Consider the following 25052-nt stretch of genomic DNA (forward strand, 5'->3'; position numbering starts at 1 on the left):
CCAATCCACTCAACGCCGTTCGGCGGCGGACCACCACGTTTCGAAGCGCGGTCCGGTAATGGACTGTACCTCGGGGCGGCCGATCGCGGTCCAGCGCGCCACCCACTTTTCAGGAAGATGGAACAGGGGTACCACATAGGCACCCGAAATCAGCGCGCGGTCGAAGGCGCGCACGGCGGCGGTGAAGCCTTCGGCGTCGCGCGCGGCCAGCATGGCATCGATCATCGCATCGACCGCCGGGCTCTTCACCCCGGCATAGTTGAACGAGCCGTCCTGTCCGGCCGCCTCGCTGCCCCAGCGATAGCGCTGCTCGTTGCCCGGCGAGAGCGAGACCAGCCAAGTGTTCATCACCATGTCGTAGTCGAAGGTCTGGCGCCGGCGCTGGTATTGCGCGCTATCGACGGAACGGATGCGCACCTCGATGCCGATCAACTTCAGCGCGCGCTGATAGGCGAGCGCCAGCCGCTCCTGGTCCTGCGATGCGACAAGGATCTCAAAGGAGAGCGGCACCCCGCCGGGATCGCGCAGGGTTCTCCCGTCGATACGGTAGCCGGCCGCGCCGAACTGTTCCACCGCCGCGCGCAGCACCTTGCGGTCGCGGCCCGATCCGTCGGCATGGGTCGGCTGCCAGGTGCCTTCAAGCACGTCCGGGGCGATCTCGCTCGTGAACGGGGCAAGCAGCGCGCGCTCCGCCTCGCTGGCCGGTCGGCCGAGCGAGGAGAGGACGGAATTGTCGAAATAGCCGCCGGTGCGGGCATAAAGACCGTGATAGAGGGTGCGGTTGACCCACTCGAAGTCGAACAGCATGGCCAGCGCCCGGCGCACCCGCACGTCGGCGAAGACCGGCCGACGGGTATTGAAGACAAAGCCATGCATGCCGGCCGGCGTGCCGAGGCGAAAGCCCTCCTTGACCACCTTGCCCTCGGCCACCGCCGGGAAGTCGAGTGAGGCGGTCCAGCGCGCCGGGTCGGCCACCGGCAGCACCTGCACCAGCCCCTTCTTGAAGGCCTCGAACAGCGTGTTCTCGTCGCGATAATATTCGATGCGCACCTCATCGAAATTGTAGAGGCCGCGGCGGATCGGCAGGTCCTTCGCCCAGTAGTCGGGATCGCGGCGATAGACGATACGGTTGCTCGGATCGACGCTGTCGATGACATAGGGTCCCGAGCCGACCGGCGGCACGAGGGTGCTGCGATCGAAGGTCTGCGGATCGATCGTATGCCTGGCGAAGATCGGCGACATGCCGACCAGCAACGGCAGCTCGCGATCGCTCCCGTCGGCGAAGGTGAAGCGGACGCTGCGATCGCCGGTCTTCTCCATGGCGGTGATGCGGCTGTAGCGAGCGCGGAAATGCGGGCGGCCCCTGTCGCGCAGGATCTCGAAGGAGAAGATCACGTCGTCCACGGTCACGGGCGTGCCGTCGGAGAAGCGGGCCTTTTCGTTGATGCGGAACTCGATCCAGTCGCGTTCTTCCGACATCCGCACCGATTCGGCGAGCAGGCCGTAGAGGGAAAAGGGCTCGTCGAGATTGCGCTCCAGCAGACTCTCGATCACCAGCGCGCCGAAATCGGTGTCGCGGATGCCGCGCGCCGTGGTGGTACCCCCCTGGACGATGAACTGGTTGAGACTGTCGAAGGAGCCCTGGACGCCGTGGGTGATCGTGCCGCCGCGCGGCGCATCGGGATCGGCATAGGGCAGGTGGGTGAAATCGGCCGGCAGGGCAGGGTCGCCATGCATGGCGATGCCATGGCTCCACGGCACATCGGCCTCCTGCGCCGCGCCGCCGACCGGCGCAAAAGCAAGCACGGCCGCGGCAAACAGCGCGGAAATCTTCGCGCGGGAGAGAATCGGGACTGGTCGCATTTCGATCATGGGGTTGGATCGTAGTTCCCAATCACTTTGTTATGGTTAACGCAGTCTCAACGACAGCCCTGCAGCGGCGCATGACGGGGAAGGGCGAGAGACTGAGGCATTCTCGCAACAGCGTGGCGATCCCGCACGAATGAACGCCGGTAGCCGCCGCCATCTCGCCCGAGAAACTGGATATTCCGTGCGGCAGACTGTAAAGATGCGCCCGTAATCGCATGAGCCAAGGTCTTGCCGCATTCGTTGCGCACAGGTTTGGCGAGCGAGGGACAGAATTTCCCGTTCGCGGCGACGACGCGCTTCGTGTCCGCCGTGGCGAAACAACGGACTTTAGGGACGCATTGCATGGCAGAAAGACTGAAGAACCACCTGGCTGGCCTGACCATCGCCGCTGCGGCGACCATGGCCTTCGCCGGCGGCGCCGCTGCGCAGACCCAGACGATTCAGCCGCCGGCGGACACGCCCTGGGTGAAGATCTGCAACACCGACCCGCAGTCCAACAAGGAAATCTGCGTGGTGACGCAGGAACTGCGCACGGATACAGGCCAGTTCTTGGCCTCCGTCGCGGTGCGCGAGATCGGCGGCGAAGCCCGCAAGACCCTGCTGATGGCCGTGCCCCCTGGCATGCTGATCCAGCCGGGCCTGCGCGTGCAGGTCGACACCGGCAAGCAGACCGAAGCCAAGTACGGCATCTGCTTCCCCAACGCTTGCTATTCGGAACTCGTGATCGACGATGCCTTCGTCGGCTCGATGAAGGCCGGAGGCAATCTTGTGCTGACCACGCTGAACCAGCAGGCCAAGCAGGTGCCGTTCCAGCTGACCCTGTCCGGCTTCACCAAGGTCTATGACGGCCCGGCTATCAACCCGGAAGAGCTGCAGCAGAAGCAGCAGCAGCTGCAGTCCGAGCTGCAGAAGCGCGCCGAAGAGGCTCGCCAGCGCCTGATCGAGAAGCAGAAGGAAGTGACCGGCTCGGGCGCGAACTGAGCCGGAATACCCAGCCTTCGATACGATAACGCCGCGGCCCTGGCCGCGGCGTTTTTTCGTTCCGGCGTCGGTCGGAACCGTAAAAAAGGGAAAGGCGAGGCTCATCGCCCTTAGTGCAGGTCCACGTCGCGCGGACGGTAGGTACCGTCGTCCTGCTGTTCGAAGATCTCGTCCACCTGGGGATGACGCACGGGCTCGCCAGTGTCGTCCGGAACCAGGTTCTGCTCCGAAACATAGGCGACGTATTCCGTCTCCGCATTCTCGGCGAGCAGGTGATAGAACGGCTGGTCGCGATCCGGGCGCACGTCTTCCGGAATCGCGTCCCACCACTCTTCGGTGTTGGAAAATGTCGGGTCGACGTCGAAGATGACCCCCCGGAAGGGGTACACCCGGTGCCTGACGACTTGACCGATCATGAATTTCGCGGTGCGCATCTGTTCAGGTTTCAGCCAGTTTGAGCGTAAGTCGGGATGTTCTCCCTCGATTCAACATTAGCGCATACGCTCTGAACGGGCGGTTTACAAGTCGCGAGCCGCCGGCAGCCCGCACTCTTCGTCCTTGTTCGCTCCTTCAGCCGCTCATAGGCCGTAGAGATCGGCCATAGCCGGATCTTTCGCCGCGACGATACGGGCAAGATCGACGATCACCTTTGCCTGCTTCCAAGTGGCATCGTCCTGCATTTTGCCGTCGATCATCACGGCTCCGGTGCCGTCGGGCATGGCTTCCAGGATGCGCAGCGCGAAGGAGACCTCTGCCGGCTCCGGGCTGAACACGCGCTTGGCGATGTCGATCTGGCTCGGATGCAGCGACCAGGCGCCGACACAGCCCATCAGGAACGCGTTGCGGAACTGGGCCTCGCAGGCAGCAGCATCGGAGAAGTCGCCGAACGGCCCGTAAAAGGCCTTGATGCCTGCCGACATGCAGGCATCCACCATCTTGGCGACGGTGTAGTGCCAAAGGTCCTGCTGGAACGCCGGACGCGGTGCGCCGGCATCGCCCGCATCGGCGAGAACCGTGTAGTCCGGATGGCCGCCGCCGACCCGGGTGGTCTTCATGCCCCGCGAGGCGGCAAGATCGGCCGGCCCCAGGCTCATGCCGTGCATGCGCGGGCTCGCGGTGGCGATCGCCTCGACATTCTTCACGCCCTCGGCGGTCTCCAGGATCGCATGGACGAGGATCGGCTTCGACACGCCTGCCCGCGCCTCCAGTTGCGCCAGCAACTGGTCGATATAGTGAATGTCCCAAGGACCCTCGACCTTGGGCAGCATCACAACGTCGAGCTTGTCGCCGATCTCCGTGACGATCTCGACCAGATCGTCGAGCACCCAGGGGCTGTTCAGGCAGTTGATGCGTGACCACAGGCCCGTGCTGCCGAAATCGTTGTCCTGCGCCATGCGGATGAAGCCGCGGCGCGCGTCCGTCTTGGCGTCGGCGGGAATGGCATCCTCGAGATTGCCCAGCACCACATCGACCGAGCGGATCAGGTCCGGCACCTTGGAGCGCATCTTTTCCACATGCGGCGGCACGAAATGGATCATGCGCTCGAGCCGGACCGGCTGTTCGCGCAGCGGTGCCGGTGCGCCGATGGCCAGCGGGTGATAGAAGGTGCGCGGTGTCTTCATGGTATTGTCCTCCCCGACGGTCCGCTTGGTTGCGGTTCCTCACCTGTTATGTTGCGATGCATATAATGGCTTTCGCAGCGCGGCACGCAAGCGGGACCTTCGGCGAACGGTGAGGAGAGGGAAGGCTGGGCGCTCAGGTACCTCACAGCCACTTGCGCATGATCCACATCCACTGGGACGGGTTCTCGCGGATCCATTGCTCGAACAGGGCATGATAGCGCTGCGTAGCCGCGAGGGCATCGGCCTTGCGGTCGCCGGTGCGCGGCATCTCGACGATGCGCGCCTCGATGCGGAAGCGGTTGCCGGGCAGCCGCACCACCCGGCTGGCGACCAGCGGGACGCCGGCGGCGCGCGCGATGGTGGCGGGATAGACTGTCGCCCAGGCGTCGCGACCGAAAAAGGGAATCACCGCGCCGCGGCGGTCCTGCAGGTCGGCCAGCATCGCCGTGCGGCCGCCTGAGCGGGCGATGGACAGCAGGCGGCGCGCAGTCTCGTGGCTCTTGGCGTAGAGGCCGCCGGGATAGATGCGGGCGCGCAGGTCGTAGACCAGCTTGTCGACCAGCGGATTCTTGATGGTCTGGTAGACGCCGACCGGCTGCCAGCCGGCAGCAAGCCCGCCCATCGCCGTGACCTCCCAGTTGCCAGCATGCAGGGAGACGACGACCGCGCCGCTGTCTCCCACCGCGTCGCGCACGGCATCCACATCATATTCGAAGCGGTCGGGATCAGCGACGAGCCGGTCCAGCTGCAGCGTCTCGGCGGCGATCCGACCGAGATTTTCCCACATTCCCAGCAGGATGAGCCGGTGCTCGGCCGCAGAGAGGTCCGGCATGGCCTTGGAGAGATTGCCGAGTGCGCGCCGGTGCCGGCTGTTGAAGCGTGCAAACAGCCGCCAGGCCTTACCCATGACGGCGGAGGCCGTGTCCGGCGGCATCAGGCGCAGCAGCCAGAGGGCGAAACTCAGCAGGCCCCACTCCAGCCGGTAGCGCAGTCCGCCCCGCTCGCCGGGCCGTTCGCCGGGCTGTTTGCCGGTTTCGCCGGGGGAATCGGTCTGCGTCATCGCCTGTCGCCGTCTCTACTCATTTATGCGGAGGGTCGTTGCCGTTGACCGGTCTGTGCGAACCCGCTAGGCCTGCGGTGATTACCCAAGCAGTCGAGGCTTGGCAACACGCTCCCTGTTTGGCGGGCGCCCCTCCCGTCCGCCGGAGGCCCTGATGGAAAATGTGATATCGCTGGCGCTTCCGTTTTTCGGGCTGATCTTTCTCGGGGTCGCCGCAGGAAAACTGAAGGACATTCCCGCGTCCGGCCTGGCGTGGATGCAGTTCTTCATCATCTACATCGCGCTGCCGGCGCTGTTTTTCCGCCTTCTGGCCAAGACGCCGATCGAGGAACTCACCAATATCGGCTATGTGGCGGCGACGACCTTCGCCACCTATTGCGCCTTCGCCATCGCCTTTTGCGTCGGCGTTCTGGCCTCGCGCGGCAACATTCCCGAGGCGACGATCCAGGCGCTGGCCGGCTCCTACTCCAATGTCGGTTACATGGGGCCGGGCCTGACGCTGGCGGTGCTTGGCCCGGCCGCTGCCGTGCCGACCGCGCTGGTTTTCTGTTTCGACAACATCCTGCTGTTCACGCTGACGCCGCTGATGATGGCCATCGGCGGCACCGACAACGAGCCGCCGCTGAAGACCATGATCACAGTGGTGAAGCGAATCTTCACCCATCCGTTCATTCTGGCCACCATCGCCGGTGTTCTAGCGGCCGCGGTCGAATTTCAGCCGCCGCAGGCGATCGAGACGCTGCTGACTTTCCTCAGCAACGCGGCTGCTCCTTGCGCTCTCTTCGCCATGGGCGTCACGGTCGCTCAGCAGCCGATGGGGCGGGTGCCGCTGGAACTGCCGGTGATCCTCTCCGTCAAGCTGATCGTGCATCCGCTGATCGTGCTGCTGCTGCTCAACTGGATGGGCGGCGTCGAGCCGGCCTGGGTGGCGACGGCCGTCCTGATGGCCTGCCTTCCGCCTGCGGCGAACGTCTTCGTGATCGCCCAGCAGTATCATGTCTACATCCAGCGAGCCTCCAGCTCGATCCTGATCGGCACCATCGCCTCGACGGTGACCGTTTCCGTCTTCATCTATCTGATCACGGAAGGCCTGCTGCCGCTTCAGTAAGTCCGTCCCGGCAGAAGAACGGGCGAGAGGGAGGAAACCCATGCCAATGACGCAACAGCCGCTGGCCGGAATCACCGTGCTGGATTTCAGCACACTGTTGCCCGGGCCGCTCGCCAGCCTGATGCTGGCCGAGGCCGGAGCCACGGTGATCAAGATCGAGCGGCCGGGCGGCGAGGATATGCGCTTTTTCCCGCCCAAGGCAGGTCCGGCGAGCGCGCTCTATGCCATGCTTAATCGCGGCAAGACCTGCATCGAGCTCGATCTCAAGGACCCGGCCGCGCGCGAGAAGGTGCTGGATCTTGTCGATCCGGCCGACGTGGTTCTGGAGCAGTTCCGCCCGGGCGTAATGGAGCGGCTCGGCCTCGGCCCGCAGGAGCTGACGAAGCGCAACCCGCGCCTCGTCTACTGTTCGATCACCGGCTTCGGGCAGACAGGTTCGCGCGCGCTCGATGCCGGGCACGACATCACCTACATGGCGTTGACCGGTCTTCTCGCGCTGTCCTGCGGCACGGCCGAGGCGCCGGTTCTGCCGCCGGCACAGATCGCCGATATCGGCGGCGGCAGTTTTCCGGCGGTGATGAACATCCTGCTCGCCCTGATCGCGCGCGAGCGCAACGGGCACGGCACTGTTCTCGATATCGCCATGTGCGACGCGATGTTCACGCTCGCCCTGTTCGCCCAGGCGAAACTCACTGCGACCGGCAAGGCACCGGGCAACGGCGCCGACCTGCTGACGGGGGCGTCGCCGCGCTACCGAATCTATACCGCTGCCGACGGCGGCCTGATCGCTGTCGGTGCTCTGGAGGAGAAATTCTGGACCGCGCTCTGCGATACGCTCGGCCTGTCGCAGGAAGAGCGCGACGACCGCCGCGATCCTGAAGCGTCGGGACGGGCGCTGGCAGAGGCGTTTGCCGCGCATGACACCGCCTATTGGGCGCCACGGCTTGCCGCCGCGGATTGCTGCGCCGCCCCGCTCGCCGATCTCGCGGAGGCTTTCCGCGATCCGCATTTCCGCGAGCGCGGGCTGTTCGACTTCGAGGTCACGACGGGCGACGTGGCCCTGCCGGCGACGGTGGTGCCGATTGCCCCGGTCTTCCGCGGCGGCCGCAGCGCCAAGGCGCCCATTTAGGGGCGTTTGGTCAACGTTTCAGCTGAGCGTCAGCCCGCGCATCAGGCGCGGGCGCGCCATGGCGGGGGCGATGCCCTCGCGCATCAGGAAGCGGCGCAGCGGCGGCACCCGTCCGGCAAGATAAAGCCCCAGTCCACGCAGCAGCTGGACGGGGAGCAGGTCGCTCAGCAGCGAGCGGTTGAGCAGGTCGACCGCGGTCGTGCGCGAGGCGATGTCCGGCCGGCGGGCCCGCTCATAGGCCGCCAGCACGGACGGCGCGCCGATATCCTCGCCGCGGCGACGGGCCGCCACCAGCACCTCGCCCAGCGTTGCGACATCGCGGAAGCCGAGATTGAGGCCCTGCGCCCCGATGGGCGGGAAAACGTGGGCCGCTTCGCCGATCAGTGCGCAGCGATTGGAGGCCACGGTCTTCGCGCTCAAGCCGCCGAGCGGATAGAGCTGCCGCGTTCCGACGATCCGCATGCGTCCGAGGATCGAGGACGCACGCCGCTCGATCTCCAGCGCCAGCGTCTCGTCGTTGAGCGCATGCAGGTGCTCGGCCTCGCCCGGCTCCTGCACCCAGACCAGCGACGAACGGCGGCCCTTGAGCGGCACCAGCGTGAAGGGCCCGGTGGGGGTGTGGAACTCGCTGGAGTGATCGTGATGCGGCGCGTCGTGCTCGAGATTGAGCACCAGCGCGCACTGCGGATAGCGCCACTCGCGCACCTCGATGCCGGCTGCCTCGCGCACGGCCGAGCGGCGGCCATCCGCCCCTACCACCAGGCGGGCGTTCAGCGTGCTGCCATCGGAAAGCGTGAGCGAAACGCCGCTTTCGCCGGTCTCCAGCCCGTCGACCCGGGCGTCGATCCGCTCCAGCAGCGACTCGGCCTTGCAAGCCTCGGCCAACTCGGCGTTGAGCTCGGCGTTGCGGATGTTGTAGCCGAAGGCCGGCAGTTTCAGCTCCGACGCGTCGAAAACGACTTCCGGCGCCCGAATCAGCCGACCCGTCGCGTCGATGATGCGCATGTGCTCCAGCGGCGCGGTATGGGGCGCGATGCGATCCCACAGCTTCAGCGAGCGCAGCATCTCCACGGAGGACTCCAGCAGCGCCGTGGTGCGGTCGTCGGAGGCCGGCAGGGCAGGGGCGACAAGGGCAGTGCGAAAGCCGTGGCGCGCAAGCAGCAGCGCCATCGCCATGCCGGAGGGGCCGGCGCCAATGACGGCGATATCGGTCTCGCGCGAAGGGGTGCCGGTTGCGGTTTTGCGCTGTGTCATGGCCAACTTCCGATCATTGGTGGAACCTTGCCGGGAAAGATGACGCGGCAGCGGTGTAATGCAAGCCCGTGCGCAGCGCATTTGGTCGCATCCGGTACGGCGCGGATGGCATGTGGGCCTGAACGGTCTATCATCCGCAAAGCCTCCGGAGCAGGTTTCGGAGCGAAGGAGCGGCACCGTGTCGGCAGGCATCGAGACTTCGGCAAAGGGAACAGGCGGGGCCGGCGATCCGCAGGAGGAGCCAGGCATCTGGAGCCTTGCCGCCCGGCATCCGCGTGCCGTCGTTCTGATCTGCATCGGCATCGTTTCGCTGGCCGGCTGGATGTATCTGGCGGCGATGGTGGCGGCCATGCTTCCCGTCATGGACATGGGCGAGCTCGGCCCCGGCATGGCGCTGTTCAATGCCTTCAACATCTTTGCCGGGCTGCCGGCGGAGGCCCGCGCGCTGCTCGCCGCGATCTGCCTGCCGGAAGGGGCGTCCACTTTCGGCATGCCCGCTTCCGCCGTCTGGTCGGCGCAGGACATGCTGCTCGTGCTCGTCATGTGGGTCGCGATGGCACTGGCAATGATGCTGCCGACGGCCGCGCTGGTGATTGCGAGTTTCGCAGAGCGTGCCCGGCGGGATCCGCAGGCCGGCGGCTACGGCCTGCCGGCCGGACGGGCAACGCTGGTGCTGACCCTCGGCTATCTCTCGGTGTGGATGGCCTATGCTGTCGTTGCGACAGCGGCCCAGGCAGCGCTTACGATGGCCGGCGCTTTGACCCCGATGATGGCCCCGGTGACGACGGTGCTGGCTGGCACGACGCTGGTCGCCGCCGGCATCTACCAGTTCACGCCGGCCAAGGCGGCGTGCCTCTGGCGCTGCCGCAACCCGAAGCTCTTCTTCGCGAGCCATCGGCCGGCCTCGCTTGCCGAGACTTTCCACCTCGGCGTCATGCAGGGCCTGTTCTGCTTCGGCTGCTGCTGGGCGCTGATGACGGTGATGTTCGCCGTCGGCATCATGAACGTGCTCTGGATCGCGCTTCTGGGCCTCCTGATGGGCCTGGAAAAGACGTTCCTCTCCGAGCGCTTGCCGCAGGTGATCGGCGTCTTCCTGCTTCTGTGGGGAAGCTTTCTATTGTCGCTTGCAGCCTTCGGGCGTCAATCGTTGGCTGGCTGAGAGAGCATCTAGCCTCGCTTTTTACGACAAAAGCATGTCAGTCTTGTTGCAGTCCGGCCCTCTTGCGGGCATAGGAAGGGCAGGGGGAAGCATTCTCTCGTCCCTTCCGGCGGGGAACGGGACCAGGTTGCGAGGCTGAGCCTGTGGCAAAGGGAAAGATGGCGGATCTCGACGCTGGCGTTGCGGACAGGCTGAAAAGCGCGCATCCGCTGTTCCTCATCCATGTGCTGACCGCGCTCGGTGCCCCCATCGCGCTGCTGGCGCTGCTGGCCGGCTCGCGCGGCGACTGGACCATGCTGTTCGTCTGGCTCGGCATCGCGCTTGTCATCGACGGCATCGACGGCCCGCTCGCCCGGCATTTCGACATCGCGCGCCGCATGCCGCAATGGTCCGGCGCCTCCCTCGACTTCGTCATCGACTATGCGACCTACGTCTTCCTGCCGGCCTTCGCGCTTGCAGCCAGCGGCATGCTGTCGACGCCGTGGAACTGGATCTGCGGCGGCCTGGTGGTCTTCACCGGCGCGCTCTATTTCGCCGATAACGGCATGAAGCAGCCGGACGGCTCCTTCAAGGGCTTCCCGGCCGGCTGGAACATGGTCGTCTTCGGCCTGATGGTGCTGTCGTCCTCGCAGGTCTTCACCGTGCTCTTCGTCGTCGCGCTGTGCGCGCTGACCTTCGCGCCGATCCGCTTCGTCCATCCGGTGCGTGTGGTGCGTTGGCGTCCGCTGACGCTGGCCGTGACGCTGCTCTGGTTCGTTGCCGCAGGTTTTGCCATTGCCGACGGCATGTCGGCCGACGGCCCGGTGAAGTGGCTGCTGGCCGCAACCAGCATCTATCTCCTCGGCGTTTCCGCCCTGCACCAGCTGCTCGAGCGCCTGCGCTGACGGTTTTTCGCCTCCCGCGCGCAAACGCCTGAAAAAGCAAAACACCATCATGCGAAAGGGGGTTGCCGCCGCAGCCGGGGCCGCCCATCATCCGGCTCACAATCGAGAACCATCCCGATGGGAGCGAAACATGGTGAAAGCAATCAGGGTGCATGAGACCGGTGGACCGGAGGTCATGCACTGGGAAGACATCGAGTTAGGGAGCCCGGGCAAGGGCGAGGCGCTCATCCGCCACACCGCCGTCGGCCTCAACTTCATCGACATCTATTTCCGCTCCGGCCTCTATCCGGCGCCGGCCGGCCTGCCCTTCACTCCGGGCAACGAAGGCGCGGGCACCGTCGTCGCGGTGGGCGAGGGCGTGACCCACGTGGCGCCGGGCGACCGGGTGGCTTATGTCGGCCCGCTCGGCTCCTACGCCGAAGAGCGCCTCATTCCGGCCGACCGTCTGGTCAAGATCCCGGACGGGATCGACGACAAGACCGCTGCCGGCATGATGCTGAAGGGCATGACGGCACGCTACCTGCTGCGCAAGACCTACAAGGTGACGTCCGATACCACGCTGCTGTTCCATGCGGCCGCGGGCGGCGTCGGCCTGATTGCCGGCCAGTGGGCAGCCAAGCTCGGCGCCACGGTGATCGGCACGGTCGGGTCGGAGGAAAAGGCGGAGCTCGCCAGGGCCAACGGCTACACTCACGTGATCAACTACCGGACCGAGAATTTCGTCGAGCGCGTGCGCGAGATTACCGGCGGCAAGCTGTGCGACGTGGTCTACGATTCGGTCGGCAAGGACACCTATCCCGGTTCGCTCGACTGCCTGCGCCCGCTCGGCATGTGGGTATCGTTCGGCCAGTCGTCCGGCCCGATCACCGACTTCAATCTCGGCCTGCTCGGACCGAAGGGCTCGCTCTTCGCCACCCGGCCGACGCTCTTCACCTACATCGCCTCGCGCGCCGACCTGGAGGAGACCGCCAACGATCTCTTCGACGTGGTGCGCTCGGGCGACGTGAAGATCGCGGTGAACCAGGAGTACAAGCTCGCCGACGCCGTGAAGGCGCATGAGGATCTGCAGGGGCGGAAGACAACCGGAACCACCGTCCTCGTGCCCTGACCGCGAGCCATGGACCGATCCCGCTCCCTCTACGGCCCGGCTTTGCGCTATTTCGCGGCCGTCGCCAGGTCGGGGTCGATCCGCTCGGCTGCGCGTGAGTTGAACGTCGCCTCGAGCGCCGTCAACCGGCAGATCCTGTGGCTGGAGCAGTCGCTCGGCCACATCCTGTTCGACCGGTTGGCGCGCGGGGTGCAATTGACGCCCGCAGGAGAGATCCTGCGGGCGCATGTCGCCCGCACCTTCGCCGACCTGGAAGCAACGCTCGGCGACCTCGACGCCCTGACGGGCATGCAGCGGGGCACCGTGCGCATCGCCAGCGTCGAGAGCGTCACCGAAAGCCTGCTGCCTGATGTGGTCGCCGCCTTTCGCCGCCACTATCCCGGTATTCACCTGCACACAGTGCTGACCGGGTCGGAGCAGGTGGTGGAGGCGATCATTGCCGGCGAGGCGGATGTCGGCTTCGCCTTCGAGCCGCCGGACGACCCCCGCCTTTCCGTTGCCTTCCACCGGGATCTGGAGATCGGAGCCGTGGTGCGGCCCGGCCACCCGCTGACGCAGCTTGCGCGCGTGTCGCTCAGCGACTGCCTGTCGTATCCGTTCTGCTTTCCTTCCACCGACCTTTCGCTGAGAAAGCGCCTCGACATCGCTCTGTCGGATGGCGGCTTTCCGCCCGGCGCCTTCGTGGAGGCGAACTCGCTCAAGCTGATGCGGGAGTTGACCCGCAGCGACGATACCGTCGCCTTCCTCACCACGCTCGGCCTGGAACAGGAACTGGTCGACGGGTCGCTGGTCTTCCTGCCGCTGGCGGACCAGCCGTTGAAGCGGGACCGCTTCACCATTCTGACCTCGGCGCATCGAAGCCTCGGTCATGCGGCACGCGCGTTCTTCGAGCATTCGATGGACGCATTGCGAGCACGCCTTGCCATGATCGATGCCAATTCGGCATCATAGAGGGCGAAAATATCTTCTGGTCGCGGCGCTCAAGCTGCTGCACCCTTTCAAGGCATGCACAATGCGTGATCACTTGGAGGCAGCAAGCGGTCGCGCAACAGCAGGCGTGGAAGGGGGACCATGGGACGACTGACGACGCATGTACTGGACACCGCGCTCGGCAAGCCGGCGGCGGGCCTGTCGCTGACACTCTGGCGCGAAGAAGGCGGCGTGTTGAAGCAGATCGGTTCGGCGGTCACCAATGCTGATGGCCGGGTCGACGCGCCGCTGCTGGAGGGCGATGCCTTCCGCGCGGGCGTCTATGAGCTGCGGTTCGAGGCGGGCGCCTACCTGGCGGCATCGGGCGCCAACCTGCCGGATCCGCCGTTTCTTGATATCATTCCGCTGCGCTTCGGGATCGCCGATGAGGCCGGCCACTATCACGTACCGCTGCTGCTCTCTGCCTTCGGCTATTCCACCTATCGCGGGAGTTGAGCAATGCGCGAGGTCGTCCGTTTCCTGCAAAATGGCCGTGTCGTCGAACTGGCCGACGTGCGGCCGACCGAGACGGTGCTCGACTATCTGCGTCTGCGGCGTGGTCTGGTCGGCACCAAGGAAGGCTGCGGGGAGGGCGACTGCGGGGCGTGCACGGTCGCGGTCGGGCGGCTGGTCGAGGGACGCCTCGTCTATCAGCCGGTGAATTCCTGCATCCAGTTTCTCGGCATGCTCGACGGCGCCGAACTGGTGACGGTGGAGGACCTAGCCGAGAACGGACAGCTTCACCCGGTGCAGCAGGCGATGGTCGATCATCACGGCTCGCAATGCGGCTTCTGCACGCCAGGCTTCGTGATGAGCCTCTTCACGCTCTACCACGCGCCGGAAAGGCAAGCGACGCGCAAGACGGTGACCGACTGGCTCGCCGGCAACCTCTGCCGCTGCACCGGCTACCGGCCCATCGTCGATGCGGCGCTGGAGGCCTGTTTCAACGAGATCGACGACGCATTCTCCCGTCGCGCGGACGAGAGCATCGCCGCGCTGCAGGCGATGGAGCAGGACACGCGCGATGTGTTCATCCCGCAGGCAGAGGGCGGCTTCTTCGCAGCACCGGCCTCGCTGGATGCGCTTGCCGAGCTTGCCGAGCGACACCCGCAGGCAACGCTTATCGCCGGGGCGACCGATGTCGGCCTCTGGGTCACCAAGCAGCTCCGCGAGCTGCCGCAGGTCATCTGGCTCGGCCGGGTTCGCGATCTCGACCGCATCGAGGAGACGCCGGGCGGCGTGCTGATGGGGGCGGGCACGACCTTCGCCGCCGCCCATCCCTACATGGCGCGGATCGATCCGGATCTCGGCGAACTCTGGCGGCGGATCGGCTCGCGGCAGGTGCGGGCCTCAGGCACCGTCTGCGGCAACATCGCCAACGGCTCCCCCATCGGCGACAGCCCGCCGGCGCTCATCGCCCTCGGCGCGACCATCGAGCTGCGTCGGGGCGAGGACTCCCGCACACTGCCGCTGGAAGCCTTTTTCATCGATTACGGCAAGCAGGACCGCGCACCGGGCGAGATCGTCACCGGGCTCTATGTGCCCCGGCTCGATCCGAACCACGCCTTCCGCTGCTTCAAGATCTCCAAGCGCTTCGACCAGGACATCTCTTCGGTTCTGTGCGCCCTGCGGGTGACGCTCGCCGACGGCACGATCACCGAGGCGCGGCTCGCCTATGGCGGTATGGCGGCGACCCCGAAACGCGCGGAGATCGCCGAACTCGCCCTGATCGGCGCACGGCCCGACCGCCCTTCCACCTGGGCGGCGGCGCTGAAGGCGCTGGCGGACGACTTCGCCCCGATCTCGGACATGCGCGCCAGCGACGCCTATCGCAAGGAGGTGGCACGCGCCTTGCTCGCCAAGGCCCTGGTGGAGATCGGCGGAACGCCGGACGAACGCACGAGGGTGAGCGGATTGCGCAGCGGGGAGGTCGACCATGCAGCCTGACGGGACACGCGAAGCCCCCGCGGCCGCTGCGCTCGCCAGCGTCGGCCAGTCCCTGCCGCATGACAGCGCCATCCGCCATGTCAGCGGCAGCGCAGTCTATGTGGACGATATCCGCGAGCCCGCCGGCACGCTGCATGTGGTGCCCGGTTGGGCGCGTGATGCCACAAGAGGCAGGATCGTCTCGCTGGATCTCGATCCGGTGCGCGCCCATCCGGGCGTCGTCGCGGTGATCGGCCCGGCGGATATACCGGGCAAGAACGATGTCTCTCCCGCGCTCGGCGACGAGCCGATGTTCGCGGAGGAGGAGATCCTGTTCTGGGGGCAGCCGCTCTTTGCCGTCGTCGCGACGACGCGCGAGGCCGCGCGCCATGCCGCCCGCAAGGCCCGCATCGAGGTGGAGGACCTGCCGCCGCTTCTTACCGTCGAGGACGCGCTGGCGGCGGACGAGACGGTGCTGCCGGACTACCAGTTCCGCAAGGGTTCACCTGAAACCGGGCTTGCGACCGCCAGTCACCTGATGGAAGGTTCGCTGCGCATCGGCGGACAGGAGCATTTCTATCTCGAAGGCCAGGTGTCGCTGGCGGTGCCCGGAGAGGACGGCGACATGTTCGTCCACACCTCCTCGCAGCATCCGAGCGAGACGCAGCACATCATCGCCCGCGTGCTCGCCGTGCCGGACGCTGCGGTGACGGTGGAGGTGCGCCGCATGGGCGGCGGCTTCGGCGGCAAGGAGTCCCAGGCGAACCACTGGGCGGCGATTGCGGCCATCGCCGCGCGCGCGACCGGACGTCCGTGCAAGCTGCGGCTCGACCGCGACGACGACATGATCATGACCGGCAAGCGGCACGACTTCCGCGTCGACTGGAAGCTCGGCCACGATGCCGAAGGACTGTTGCGGGTGGTCGACATGCGGCTCTTCGCCCGCTGCGGCTATTCGGCCGACCTGTCGCTCGGCGTGGTCGACCGGTCCATGTTCCACGCCGATTCCAGCTATTACTATCCCGATGCGATGATCCATTCGCGCCGGCTGAAGACCCATACCTGCTCCAACACCGCCTTTCGCGGGTTCGGCGGGCCGCAGGGCATGCTGGCTGCCGAGCGGATGATGGATGCGCTGGCGATCCGCCTCGGGGTGGACCCGCTGGACCTGCGCAAGCGCAACTTCTACCGCGAGGGGCGCGACGTCACGCCCTACGGCATGAAGGTGGAAGAGCACGCGACGCTGCACGCTATCGTCGATCAGTTGGAGGAGAGTTCGGACTATCGCCGGCGGCGGCAAGAGATCGCCTCCTTCAACGCATCCAGTCCGATCCTGAAGAAGGGTCTGGCGCTGACGCCGGTGAAGTTCGGCATCTCCTTCACGCTCAAGCACCTGAACCAGGCCGGCGCCCTGGTGCACCTCTACACCGACGGCTCGATCCACCTGAACCACGGCGGTACCGAGATGGGGCAGGGGCTATTCCAGAAGGTGGCGCAGATCGTCGCCGAGGAATTCGGCGTCACGCTCGACAAGGTGAAGATCACCGCGACCCATACCGGCAAGGTGCCCAACACCGGGCCGACGGCCGCCTCCTCGGGCACGGATCTCAACGGCATGGCCGCCAAGATCGCCGCCGAAACCATCCGGAACCGCCTCGTCGCCTTCGCCGCCGAGCGCTACCAAGTCCCGCCGGACGCGATTTCCTTTGCAGACAATTCCGTGCAGCTCGGCGAGAGGTCCATGACGCTCGGCGAACTCGCCCGCGAGGCGCATCTGGCGCGAATCCAACTGTCGGCGGCGGGCTTTTACGCCACGCCCAACATCACCTGGGATCGCCCCAGTGCCTCCGGGCGGCCTTTCTTCTATTTCGCTTACGGTGCGGCCTGTTCGGAGGTCACCGTCGACACGATGACTGGCGAAATGCGGGTCGACCGCGTCGACATCCTCCACGACGTCGGCCGCTCGCTCAATCCGGCCATCGATATCGGCCAGATCGAGGGCGGCTTCGTGCAAGGCATGGGCTGGCTGACCACAGAGGAACTGGTCTGGGACGACCGGGGACGCCTGCGCACGCACGCTCCCTCCACCTACAAGATCCCGACCGCCTCCGACGTACCGGAGGATTTCCGGGTGACGCTTTATGCCTCGGCCGGCAACCCGTCCCCCACGGTCTACCGCTCCAAGGCTGTCGGCGAGCCGCCTGTGATGCTGGCGATCTCCGTCTTCAGCGCGATCTATGACGCGCTCGCAAGCCTCAATCCCGGCACGATCCCGGATCTCGATGCCCCGGCAACCCCGGAAGCGATCCTGCACGCCGTCCTGTCCATGAAGCGGAGCAGGGCCGGCTGATGCGCAATCCCTGGAGCGCCGTTCGTGACCTGCTGGAGCGCCATGGCCGCTGCGCGATGGTCAGCGTGCTGGCGCTGCAGGGCTCGGCACCGCGCGAAGTCGGCGCGCGCATGGTGGTGGCGCCTGACGGATCGTTCCACGGCACCATCGGCGGCGGCTCGCTGGAATACGAGGCCATCGCCATGGCGGCCGGGCAGGTCGCGGACAAGGCCTCGGCCGATATGCTGAAGCTGCGGACCTTCACGCTCGGTCCCGACCTCGGCCAGTGCTGCGGCGGTCGCGTGACGCTGGCGGTCGAGAGCTTCTCGGCCGCCCGGCTCGACGAGGCGCGGCGTCTTGCCGAACTTGCCGAGCGAGGCGGATTTGCGACCCGCGCGGCGATTGGCGCGCAAGGGGAGGTGGGCCCGCGCGAGATCGTCGCCGGCGAGGGCAAGGTGGATGCGCCCCTCGCGCTGTCGGCCGGCCTGCTGGAGGAGCGGTTCTCAGCCGGTGACACCCGGCTGTTGCTGTTCGGCGCCGGCCATGTCGGGCGTGCCATCGTCCTGGCGCTGGCGGGCCTGCCCTTCCGCGTCACCTGGGTCGACAGCCGCGCCAATGCCTTTCCCGCCCACATGCCGCGCAGCGTCGAGGCCCGCCACATTGCAGAACCGCCTGCGATCTTTGGTGAGGGCGCTGTTGCACAGGCCGTTCCGGCCGAGGTGCTGATCATGACCCATGATCATGCGCTCGACCTCGCCATCGCCGATGCGGCGCTCCGGGCACCGGGGATCGGCGGCGTCGGCATGATCGGCAGCGCCACCAAGGCCGCCCGCATGGTCTCGCGATTGAGGGCCGCAGGTCACGGGGAGGAGACGCTGGCGCTCTTCCGTTGTCCCATCGGCATCTCCGGCATCGCCTCGAAGGAGCCGGCGGCCATCGCTATCTCCGTTGCGGCCGAACTCATGCTTCGCCGCGAACAGGCGGGAGCTTTCCACAACAAACGCGGCGGCAGGCTTGCGGGGGGAATGAGGCTCGTATGATAACGCGGCGGGGGAAGCGATGACAGCCACGACACCGACAGATCCGCCCGCGACAGGCCGTGAGAGACAGGGCGAAATCCTGCTCGAGGCTCGCGGCATCAGCAAGCGCTTCGGCGAGGTTCTCGCCAACGATACGGTGTCGCTGACGCTGCGCGCCGGCGAGATCCATGCCCTCCTCGGCGAAAACGGTGCCGGCAAGTCCACACTCGTCAAGATCCTCTACGGCGCGCTCGAGCCCAACGGCGGAACGCTGCACTGGCAGGGCAGGGAGGTGACCATCGCCTCGCCGGCCGAGGCCCGACAACTCGGCATCGGCATGGTCTTCCAGCATTTCTCGCTGTTCGAGGCGCTGACCGTTGCGGAGAATATCGCGCTCGCCCTACCCAAGGGGACAGGGATGCGCGAATTGTCCGCACGCATCCGCGAGGTCTCGCGCGACTATGGCCTCACGCTCGATCCCGAAGCCATCGTCGCCGACCTTCCCGTCGGCATCCGCCAGCGCATCGAGATCGTCCGCTGTCTGCTGCAGGAGCCGCGGCTGATCATCATGGATGAGCCGACATCGGTCCTGACGCCGCAGGAGGCCGACCAGCTGTTCCTGACGCTGGAGCGGCTCACTTCCGAGGGGTGCGCGATCCTCTACATCTCCCACCGCCTGGAGGAGGTGAAGCGCATCTGCCACCATGCCACCGTCATGCGCCACGGCAAGGTTATCGCCGAATGCGACCCGGCGCAGGAGACCGCCGCCTCGCTGGCGCGGATGATGGTGGGCAGCGCGGTGCACGATCTCGACCGCGGCCCGCGCCCCGAGGCCGGCGCGGTGCGGCTGGAGCTGCGCGGGCTGTCCGCCCCGGCAGACGGGCCCTTTTCCGTTGCCATCGACAATGTCGATCTTAAGGTGCGCGGCGGCGAAATCGTGGCGATCGCCGGCATTGCCGGCAACGGCCAGGGCGAGCTCTTCAACCTCCTGTCGGGCGAACGGCTGTCGGCCCCCGATGCCGTGCAGATCGATGGCCAGTCGGCCGGCCGCAGCAGCATCACCGCGCGGCGGCGTGCGGGCGCTGCCTTCGTGCCTGAGGAACGGCTCGGTCACGGCGCGGTTCCCGGCCTCAGGCTCTCGGAGAACATCGTCCTGACCCGCCACTCCACCGGCGACGGGCTGGTGCGCGGCGGCTTCGTCGACCGCGACAGGGCAGGACAGCTGGAACAGCGGCTGAAGAACAATTTCGACGTACGCATGTCGCATGACGATGCCGAGGCGCGGGCGCTGTCCGGCGGCAATCTGCAGAAATTCGTCATCGGTCGGGAGCTCGACCGCCGTCCCGGCGTGCTGGTCGTGAACCAGCCGACCTGGGGCGTCGATGCCGGCGCCGCCGCCCTCATCCGCCAGGAGCTGATCGACCTCAGCCGGCAAGGGTCGGCTGTCTTGGTGATCAGCCAGGACCTCGACGAGATCTTCGAGATCGCCGACCGCATCGCCGTCATCTCTCGCGGCCGGATGTCGGACGCCGAGCCGGCGGAAGCCATGACCCGCGAGCGCATCGGCCTGCTGATGGGCGGGATGGACGAAGGGCAGGGAGGTGCGACCCATGCGGCTTGAGCTGGAAAAACGCGCCGAGCACTCGACTGCGATGGCCCTGCTGTCGCCGGTGATTGCGCTCGCCCTGACGCTCGTCAGCGGCGCCATCCTGTTCGCGGCCCTGGGGGAGAACCCGGCCGAGGCGCTCTATGTCTTCTTCATCGAGCCCCTGACCGCGTCCTGGTCGCTGCAGGAATTGGTGGTCAAGGCAACGCCGCTGATCCTGATCGGCGTCGGCCTTGCGGTCTGCTACCTCTCCAACACCTGGAACATCGGCGGCGAGGGGCAGTTCACGGCAGGTGCCCTTGCCGGCTCGGTCCTGCCGATCCTGTTTCCCGATTTCCAGACCCCCTTTACGCTGCCGCTGATGCTGCTGATGGGCATTGCCGGCGGCATGGCCTGGGCGGCGATCCCGGCCTTTCTGAAGGTGCGCTTCGGCACCAACGAGATCCTGACCAGCCTGATGCTGGTCTATATCGCGCTGCTCCTGCTCGACTGGCTGGTGCGCGGCCCCTGGCGCGATCCGGACGGCTACAACTTCCCCGAAAGCCGCATCTTTTCCGATGCAGCGTCGCTGCCGGCCCTGGCCGACGGGCGCATGCATGTGGGCGCGATCTTCGCGCTGATTGCAGTCGCAGCGCTCGCCGTGGTGCTGATGAAGTCGCTCAAGGGCTTCGAGATCCGTGTTCTCGGCCAGGCGCCGCGGGCAGGGCGCTTTGCCGGCTTCTCGCAGAACAAGATGGTGTGGTTCGCCTTCCTGTTGTCGGGCGGGCTCGCAGGGCTTGCCGGCATCAGCGAGGTGTCCGGCTCGATCAACCAGCTCACGCCGGTGATCTCGCCCGGCTACGGCTTCACGGCGATCATCGTCGCCTTTCTCGGCCGGCTGAACCCCATCGGTATCCTGTTTTCCGGCCTGCTTCTCGCGCTGTCCTATCTCGGCGGCGAGGCGGCGCAGGTGGCGCTCGGCATCTCCGACAAGACCACCCGCGTGTTCCAGGGCATGCTGCTGTTCTACGTCCTTGCCTGCGACACGCTGATCCTCTACCGGATCCGGCTCGGCGGACCTGCTGCCACGGGGAAGGGGGCCTGACATGGGTGCGTTCGAAGCGATCCTCCTGACCGTCATCACCGCGGCGACGCCGCTGCTGCTCGCCGCCATCGGCGAGTTGGTGGTGGAGCGGTCCGGCGTTCTCAATCTCGGTGTCGAGGGCATGATGATCCTCGGCGCGGTGATGGGCTTCGCCGCCGCCCAGGCGACCGGCTCTCCTTATGTCGGCGTGCTCTGCGCCATGCTCGCCGGCATGGTACTGGCGCTGCTCTTCGGCTTCCTGACGATCCATCTCGTTGCCAACCAGGTTGCGACCGGCCTCGCCTTGACGCTGCTCGGTCTCGGCCTTGCCGGCATGATCGGCGAGGCGTTCGTCGGCCGGCCGGGCGTCAAGCTGCAGGCGATCGAGATTCCCGTGCTGAGCGATCTGCCGGTGGTAGGGCGGGCGCTGTTCGGCCAGGACCTCGTTGTCTACGTGTCGCTGGCGCTGGTCGCCGCCGTCTCCTACGTCCTGTTCCGCACCCGTGCGGGACTGATCATCCGGGCCGTCGGCGACAATCACGGCTCGGCCCATGCGCTCGGCGTTTCTGTCCGCAAGGTGCGCTATCTGGCGGTGCTGTTCGGCGGCGCCTGCGCCGGTCTGGCCGGCGGCTACCTGTCGCTGGCCTACACCCCGCAATGGGTCGAGGGCATGACCGCGGGTCGCGGCTGGATCGCGCTGGCGCTCGTCGTCTTCGCCACCTGGCGCCCCCTGCGGGTGCTGGCCGGCGCCTATCTCTTCGGTGCGGTCGGTATCCTGCAGTTCCATGCCCAGGCGCATGGGGTCGGCGTTCCCTCGCAGCTTTTGGCCGCCTTGCCCTATGCTGCGACCATCGCAGTGCTTGTGATCATTTCGCGAAACCGTATCCTGACCCGTATCAACACGCCGGCCTGCCTAGGCAAGCCGTTCGTGCCGGACCGGTGATGCGCTGACCAGCGGGCGCGGGACGGGGCAGCCCCCAACCGCCACCTGCCATCTTGAAAGCCGGCGAATCTCCGGCGGGGGCTGAAACAGGGGACACAGGAGCAGGAAATGAAGAAAATTATGGGGTTGGCGGCCGCCGCGCTGCTCGGCTTCGGCGTCATCGGCGCCGAGGCGGCCGACAAGCTGAAGGTCGGCTTCATTTATGTCGGTCCGATCGGTGACCATGGTTGGTCCTATCAGCACAACCAGGGCCGTCTCGCCATCGAGAAAGAGTTCGGCGACAAAGTAGAGACCGTCTATATCGAGAACGTCTCGGAAGGCCCGGATGCCGAACGCGCCATCGAACGTCTGGCACGCGACGGGGCAGGGCTCATCTTCACCACGTCCTTCGGCTTCATGAACCCGACACTCAAGGTCGCCCAGAAGTTTCCGGACGTGAAGTTCGAGCACGCCACCGGCTACAAGCGTTCCGAAAACCTCTCCACCTATTCTGCCCGCTTCTACGAGGGCCGCTACGTCATCGGCCAGATGGCGGCGAAGATGTCCAAGACCGGCACTGCCGGCTATGTCGCGTCCGTGCCGATCCCGGAAGTGGTGCGCGGCATCAACTCGTTCATGCTGGGTGCCCAATCGGTCAATCCGGACTTCAAGGTCAAGGTCGTTTGGGTGAACTCCTGGTATGATCCGGGCAAGGAAGCGGACGCCGCCAAGGCCCTGCTCGACCAGGGCGCCGACGTGATCTCCCAGCACACCGACAGCCCGGCACCGCTGCAGGTTGCCGAGGAGCGTGGCGCGGTCGGCTTCGGCCAGGCATCCGACATGATCGCCTTCGCGCCGAAGGCCCAGCTCACCGCGATCGTCGACGACTGGAGCGCCTATTACATCCGCCGCGTCCAGGCCGTGCTTGACGGCACCTGGAAGAGCGAAGACGTGTGGGGCGGCTTCGACAAGGACATGGTGGTGATGGCTCCGTACACCAACGTTCCGGAGGATGTGGCCAAGGAGGCTGCTGCGATGGCCGAGAAGATCCGCTCGGGCGAGTTCCACCCCTTTACCGGCCCGATCTTCAAGCAGGACGGCAGCGAGGCCGTCGGCGAGGGCATCATCATCGACGATGGCACGCTCCTCGGCATGAACTGGTACGTCAAGGGTATCGACGACAAGCTGCCGAACTGAGAAGCGGCACAGTCCCGCCACAGGTGGGATGCAACGGGCCGGGGGAGCAATCTCCCGGCCTTTTTTCGTCCGCAAGCTCGCTTGCGAGGGCTTGAGATTTTCACTGCTGCGGCCACAATCGCTCGGGCCCGGTGGCGCTGCCTGGCGAGGCCTCGGGCAGCAAGGGACGGGCCAAGGATGACAAGTGAACCTGATTGCCTGTTCTGCAAGTTCGCGCGCGGCGACATCCGCCCGCATGTCGTCCACGAGGACGACCGGCTGTTGGCGTTTCTCGACATCGGCCCGATCCGCCGCGGCCATGTCCAGATTATCCCACGCGCCCACCATGCCTATTTCGAGTTGCTGCCGGCGGATCTTGCCACCGACATATTCGCGCTCGGCCAGAAGATCGCCCGTGCGCAGAAGCGGCTGTACAATGTCCCGCGCGTCGCCTTCCTGTTTTCCGGCGGTGATATCGCCCATGCCCATGCGCATCTGGTGCCGATGGTGGAGGGGACCGACATCACCTCGCGCCGCTACATCCGCGAGGAGACCCTGAGTTTCGTTGCAATTCCGAGCCCGCCGCATGCGGAGCTTGCCGAGGTCGCACTGGAACTGCGCGAGGGCCTGCAACAGGACCTTGCACAGGGCAGGGAGGCCTGACCCAGCCAATCTGGGCATCTAGGAATACGGTCTTGCAGTTTCCCATATGTGAGAATATATCTCGTATATGGATGAAAACGCCCGACGGAACACGGCGCTGGCCGATCACCTCCGCTCGCTGAGGACGGATCGCGAGCTTACTTTGCAGGAGCTTGCGCAGACCAGCGGGGTCAGCCGGGCAACGCTCTCGCGCATCGAGAACGGGGAGGTCAGCCCGACTGCCGAAACGCTGGGGCGCCTGGCATCTGCCTTTGGCCTGCCGCTGTCCCAGCTTCTGGCCCCGCTGGAGCCGGAGTTTCCGCCGCTGCTTCGCCGCGCGGAGCAGGGCTCCTGGACGGATCCCGGCGGCGGCTTCACCCGCCGGTCGGTGTCGCCGCCAGCCAGCGGCTTGAAGTTGGAGATGATCGAATGCGAGATCGGGCCGAACCAGCGCATTTCCTACGAACGGCCGGCAGTCCCGGCGCATGAGCATCACCTTGTCCTGTTGGCGGGCGCACTGACGCTCACCGTCGACGGGGAGCGGTACGAGCTGCGGCCGGGCGACTGCCTCCGCTACCGTCTGTTCGGGGCCTCGACCTTCGAGACCGGCGACGAGCCGGCGCGCTATCTCATCGCACTGGCCTGAGGGCAACCGCATGGAACCGCATATTCAGGAGCTCGACAGCATCGCCATCGAGGCGAACGTTGCCGCGCTTTCGCGCATCCTCGTCGACAGCGTCGCCGATGGGGCCGCCATCGGCTTCATGGCACCCGTATCCGCTCAGCAGGCGAAGAGGTTCTGGCTGGAGGATGTCCGGCAGGCTGTCGAGGCCGGGCAGCGCCTGGCGTTCGGCGCAAGGCATGACGACGAACTCCTCGGCACCGTGCAGCTTCTCACCGCGATGCCGCCCAATCAGCCGCATCGCTGCGAGATCGCCAAGATGATCGTCCATCCGCACGCACGACGCCTCGGCATCGGCCGCGCACTGATGAGCCATGCCTTGGAGCGCGCCCGCGAACTCGGCAAGACGCTGGTCACGCTCGATACCCGCACCGGCGACGTCGCCGAACCGCTATACGCGTCCGTCGGGTTCGAGGTGGCCGGCATCATTCCGGATTTCGCTTTCGACCCGGACGGGCGGGCGAAGCACGCCACGACCTACATGTACCGCCGGATCGGGGCTGCAGCAGCGACCTGAGCCTTGCACGCGTCGACGATGCCGTTC

At 66.5% G+C, this 25052-nt stretch carries 23 protein-coding genes; 18 read left to right on the plus strand and 5 right to left on the minus strand.

Annotated elements, in window-relative coordinates:
• Nucleotides 1-9: 9 nt before the first annotated feature.
• Nucleotides 10-1872 carry an extracellular solute-binding protein gene (locus tag MNI96_RS01090; RefSeq protein ID WP_249689563.1) on the minus strand — a complete coding sequence of 621 codons (1863 nt, stop codon included), beginning with the start codon at nucleotides 1870-1872 and terminating at the stop codon, nucleotides 10-12.
• Nucleotides 1873-2211: 339 nt separating this feature from the next.
• On the opposite strand from MNI96_RS01090, the gene MNI96_RS01095 reads away from it, so the two are divergent.
• Nucleotides 2212-2850 carry an invasion associated locus B family protein gene (locus MNI96_RS01095; RefSeq protein ID WP_249689565.1) on the plus strand — a complete coding sequence of 213 codons (639 nt, stop codon included), beginning with the start codon at nucleotides 2212-2214 and terminating at the stop codon, nucleotides 2848-2850.
• Nucleotides 2851-2960: 110 nt separating this feature from the next.
• On the opposite strand, the gene hspQ is transcribed toward MNI96_RS01095, so the two are convergent.
• The 3 genes from hspQ to MNI96_RS01110 form a co-directional block, all read right to left on the minus strand.
• Nucleotides 2961-3284 (minus strand): heat shock protein HspQ, encoded by a 324-nt coding sequence (gene hspQ / locus MNI96_RS01100; RefSeq protein WP_158192202.1) that lies wholly within the window; start codon nucleotides 3282-3284, stop codon nucleotides 2961-2963.
• Nucleotides 3285-3428: 144 nt separating this feature from the next.
• The gene (locus tag MNI96_RS01105; protein ID WP_249689567.1) at nucleotides 3429-4472 is read right to left on the minus strand and encodes an HpcH/HpaI aldolase/citrate lyase family protein; all 1044 of its coding nucleotides are present in this window, start codon (nucleotides 4470-4472) and stop codon (nucleotides 3429-3431) included.
• A gap of 142 nt (nucleotides 4473-4614) precedes the next feature.
• Complete coding sequence (locus MNI96_RS01110; protein WP_249689569.1) at nucleotides 4615-5532, minus strand: lysophospholipid acyltransferase family protein; 918 nt, start codon at nucleotides 5530-5532, stop codon at nucleotides 4615-4617.
• Between the two features lie 154 nt (nucleotides 5533-5686).
• On the opposite strand from MNI96_RS01110, the gene MNI96_RS01115 reads away from it, so the two are divergent.
• Complete coding sequence (locus MNI96_RS01115; RefSeq protein WP_249689571.1) at nucleotides 5687-6640, plus strand: AEC family transporter; 954 nt, start codon at nucleotides 5687-5689, stop codon at nucleotides 6638-6640.
• Between the two features lie 46 nt (nucleotides 6641-6686).
• Nucleotides 6687-7769, plus strand: coding sequence for a CaiB/BaiF CoA transferase family protein (locus MNI96_RS01120; protein WP_249689574.1), 1083 nt, complete (start codon nucleotides 6687-6689; stop codon nucleotides 7767-7769).
• A gap of 18 nt (nucleotides 7770-7787) precedes the next feature.
• Here the strand turns inward: MNI96_RS01120 and MNI96_RS01125 are convergent, their stop codons facing one another.
• Nucleotides 7788-9023 carry a UbiH/UbiF family hydroxylase gene (locus MNI96_RS01125; protein ID WP_249689578.1) on the minus strand — a complete coding sequence of 412 codons (1236 nt, stop codon included), beginning with the start codon at nucleotides 9021-9023 and terminating at the stop codon, nucleotides 7788-7790.
• A gap of 178 nt (nucleotides 9024-9201) precedes the next feature.
• Here MNI96_RS01125 and MNI96_RS01130 point away from each other — a divergent pair, with 178 nt between their 5' ends.
• The 15 genes from MNI96_RS01130 (at nucleotide 9202) to MNI96_RS01200 (ending at nucleotide 25025) form a co-directional block, all read left to right on the plus strand.
• Nucleotides 9202-10182, plus strand: a complete 981-nt coding sequence (locus tag MNI96_RS01130) for a DUF2182 domain-containing protein (protein WP_249689585.1) — start codon at nucleotides 9202-9204, stop codon at nucleotides 10180-10182.
• Nucleotides 10183-10340: 158 nt separating this feature from the next.
• Nucleotides 10341-11066: a CDP-alcohol phosphatidyltransferase family protein gene (locus tag MNI96_RS01135; RefSeq protein ID WP_249689591.1), complete on the plus strand. Its 726-nt coding sequence runs from the start codon at nucleotides 10341-10343 to the stop codon at nucleotides 11064-11066.
• A gap of 130 nt (nucleotides 11067-11196) precedes the next feature.
• Nucleotides 11197-12174 (plus strand): quinone oxidoreductase family protein, encoded by a 978-nt coding sequence (locus MNI96_RS01140; RefSeq protein ID WP_249689594.1) that lies wholly within the window; start codon nucleotides 11197-11199, stop codon nucleotides 12172-12174.
• A 9-nt stretch (nucleotides 12175-12183) separates the two neighbouring features.
• Nucleotides 12184-13125, plus strand: a complete 942-nt coding sequence (locus MNI96_RS01145; RefSeq protein ID WP_249689596.1) for a LysR family transcriptional regulator — start codon at nucleotides 12184-12186, stop codon at nucleotides 13123-13125.
• A gap of 120 nt (nucleotides 13126-13245) precedes the next feature.
• Nucleotides 13246-13599, plus strand: coding sequence for a hydroxyisourate hydrolase (gene uraH / locus MNI96_RS01150; RefSeq protein WP_249689598.1), 354 nt, complete (start codon nucleotides 13246-13248; stop codon nucleotides 13597-13599).
• A 3-nt stretch (nucleotides 13600-13602) separates the two neighbouring features.
• Nucleotides 13603-15090 carry a xanthine dehydrogenase small subunit gene (gene xdhA, locus MNI96_RS01155; RefSeq protein ID WP_249689601.1) on the plus strand — a complete coding sequence of 496 codons (1488 nt, stop codon included), beginning with the start codon at nucleotides 13603-13605 and terminating at the stop codon, nucleotides 15088-15090.
• Nucleotides 15080-17419, plus strand: a complete 2340-nt coding sequence (xdhB, locus tag MNI96_RS01160; protein ID WP_249689602.1) for a xanthine dehydrogenase molybdopterin binding subunit — start codon at nucleotides 15080-15082, stop codon at nucleotides 17417-17419. Before xdhA ends, xdhB begins: the two co-directional genes overlap by 11 nt.
• A complete protein-coding gene (gene xdhC / locus MNI96_RS01165; RefSeq protein ID WP_249689604.1) occupies nucleotides 17419-18438 on the plus strand; it encodes a xanthine dehydrogenase accessory protein XdhC in 1020 nt (339 codons plus the stop codon). Before xdhB ends, xdhC begins: the two co-directional genes overlap by 1 nt.
• Before the next feature lie 19 nt (nucleotides 18439-18457).
• A complete protein-coding gene (locus MNI96_RS01170) occupies nucleotides 18458-20038 on the plus strand; it encodes an ABC transporter ATP-binding protein (RefSeq protein ID WP_249689606.1) in 1581 nt (526 codons plus the stop codon).
• On the plus strand, nucleotides 20028-21107 hold the full coding sequence (locus MNI96_RS01175) for an ABC transporter permease (protein WP_249689609.1): 1080 nt from the start codon (nucleotides 20028-20030) through the stop codon (nucleotides 21105-21107). The genes MNI96_RS01170 and MNI96_RS01175 overlap by 11 nt, the downstream gene beginning before the upstream one ends.
• 1 nt (nucleotide 21108) lies before the next feature.
• Nucleotides 21109-22029, plus strand: coding sequence for an ABC transporter permease (locus MNI96_RS01180; RefSeq protein WP_249689611.1), 921 nt, complete (start codon nucleotides 21109-21111; stop codon nucleotides 22027-22029).
• Between the two features lie 108 nt (nucleotides 22030-22137).
• Nucleotides 22138-23205, plus strand: coding sequence for a BMP family ABC transporter substrate-binding protein (locus MNI96_RS01185; RefSeq protein ID WP_249689613.1), 1068 nt, complete (start codon nucleotides 22138-22140; stop codon nucleotides 23203-23205).
• Nucleotides 23206-23382: 177 nt separating this feature from the next.
• The gene (locus MNI96_RS01190; protein WP_249689614.1) at nucleotides 23383-23847 is read left to right on the plus strand and encodes an HIT family protein; all 465 of its coding nucleotides are present in this window, start codon (nucleotides 23383-23385) and stop codon (nucleotides 23845-23847) included.
• 67 nt (nucleotides 23848-23914) lie between these two features.
• Nucleotides 23915-24472 (plus strand): helix-turn-helix domain-containing protein, encoded by a 558-nt coding sequence (locus tag MNI96_RS01195; protein ID WP_249689616.1) that lies wholly within the window; start codon nucleotides 23915-23917, stop codon nucleotides 24470-24472.
• Between the two features lie 10 nt (nucleotides 24473-24482).
• A complete protein-coding gene (locus tag MNI96_RS01200; protein WP_249689618.1) occupies nucleotides 24483-25025 on the plus strand; it encodes a GNAT family N-acetyltransferase in 543 nt (180 codons plus the stop codon).
• The last annotated feature ends 27 nt before the right edge of the window (nucleotides 25026-25052 follow it).

The sequence above is a fragment of the Stappia sp. WLB 29 genome (assembly GCF_023507705.1).
Classification (GTDB): Bacteria; Pseudomonadota; Alphaproteobacteria; order Rhizobiales; family Stappiaceae; genus Stappia.

Excerpts from the sequence above, each read along its gene's own strand:
- xdhA (WP_249689601.1), top strand. The coding sequence starts at position 13,603 with ATGCGCGAGGTCGTCCGTTTCCTGCAAAATGGCCGTGTCGTCGAACTG.
- MNI96_RS01200 (WP_249689618.1), top strand. The coding sequence starts at position 24,483 with ATGGAACCGCATATTCAGGAGCTCGACAGCATCGCCATCGAGGCGAAC.
- MNI96_RS01140 (WP_249689594.1), top strand. The coding sequence starts at position 11,197 with ATGGTGAAAGCAATCAGGGTGCATGAGACCGGTGGACCGGAGGTCATG.
- MNI96_RS01115 (WP_249689571.1), top strand. The coding sequence starts at position 5,687 with ATGGAAAATGTGATATCGCTGGCGCTTCCGTTTTTCGGGCTGATCTTT.
- MNI96_RS01195 (WP_249689616.1), top strand. The coding sequence starts at position 23,915 with ATGGATGAAAACGCCCGACGGAACACGGCGCTGGCCGATCACCTCCGC.
- MNI96_RS01095 (WP_249689565.1), top strand. The coding sequence starts at position 2,212 with ATGGCAGAAAGACTGAAGAACCACCTGGCTGGCCTGACCATCGCCGCT.
- MNI96_RS01120 (WP_249689574.1), top strand. The coding sequence starts at position 6,687 with ATGACGCAACAGCCGCTGGCCGGAATCACCGTGCTGGATTTCAGCACA.
- MNI96_RS01110 (WP_249689569.1), bottom strand. The coding sequence starts at position 5,532 with ATGACGCAGACCGATTCCCCCGGCGAAACCGGCAAACAGCCCGGCGAA.
- MNI96_RS01125 (WP_249689578.1), bottom strand. The coding sequence starts at position 9,023 with ATGACACAGCGCAAAACCGCAACCGGCACCCCTTCGCGCGAGACCGAT.
- MNI96_RS01175 (WP_249689609.1), top strand. The coding sequence starts at position 20,028 with ATGCGGCTTGAGCTGGAAAAACGCGCCGAGCACTCGACTGCGATGGCC.
- xdhB (WP_249689602.1), top strand. The coding sequence starts at position 15,080 with ATGCAGCCTGACGGGACACGCGAAGCCCCCGCGGCCGCTGCGCTCGCC.
- MNI96_RS01180 (WP_249689611.1), top strand. The coding sequence starts at position 21,109 with ATGGGTGCGTTCGAAGCGATCCTCCTGACCGTCATCACCGCGGCGACG.
- hspQ (WP_158192202.1), bottom strand. The coding sequence starts at position 3,284 with ATGCGCACCGCGAAATTCATGATCGGTCAAGTCGTCAGGCACCGGGTG.
- MNI96_RS01185 (WP_249689613.1), top strand. The coding sequence starts at position 22,138 with ATGAAGAAAATTATGGGGTTGGCGGCCGCCGCGCTGCTCGGCTTCGGC.
- MNI96_RS01170 (WP_249689606.1), top strand. The coding sequence starts at position 18,458 with ATGACAGCCACGACACCGACAGATCCGCCCGCGACAGGCCGTGAGAGA.
- uraH (WP_249689598.1), top strand. The coding sequence starts at position 13,246 with ATGGGACGACTGACGACGCATGTACTGGACACCGCGCTCGGCAAGCCG.
- MNI96_RS01190 (WP_249689614.1), top strand. The coding sequence starts at position 23,383 with ATGACAAGTGAACCTGATTGCCTGTTCTGCAAGTTCGCGCGCGGCGAC.
- MNI96_RS01090 (WP_249689563.1), bottom strand. The coding sequence starts at position 1,872 with ATGATCGAAATGCGACCAGTCCCGATTCTCTCCCGCGCGAAGATTTCC.
- MNI96_RS01135 (WP_249689591.1), top strand. The coding sequence starts at position 10,341 with ATGGCGGATCTCGACGCTGGCGTTGCGGACAGGCTGAAAAGCGCGCAT.
- MNI96_RS01145 (WP_249689596.1), top strand. The coding sequence starts at position 12,184 with ATGGACCGATCCCGCTCCCTCTACGGCCCGGCTTTGCGCTATTTCGCG.
- MNI96_RS01105 (WP_249689567.1), bottom strand. The coding sequence starts at position 4,472 with ATGAAGACACCGCGCACCTTCTATCACCCGCTGGCCATCGGCGCACCG.
- xdhC (WP_249689604.1), top strand. The coding sequence starts at position 17,419 with ATGCGCAATCCCTGGAGCGCCGTTCGTGACCTGCTGGAGCGCCATGGC.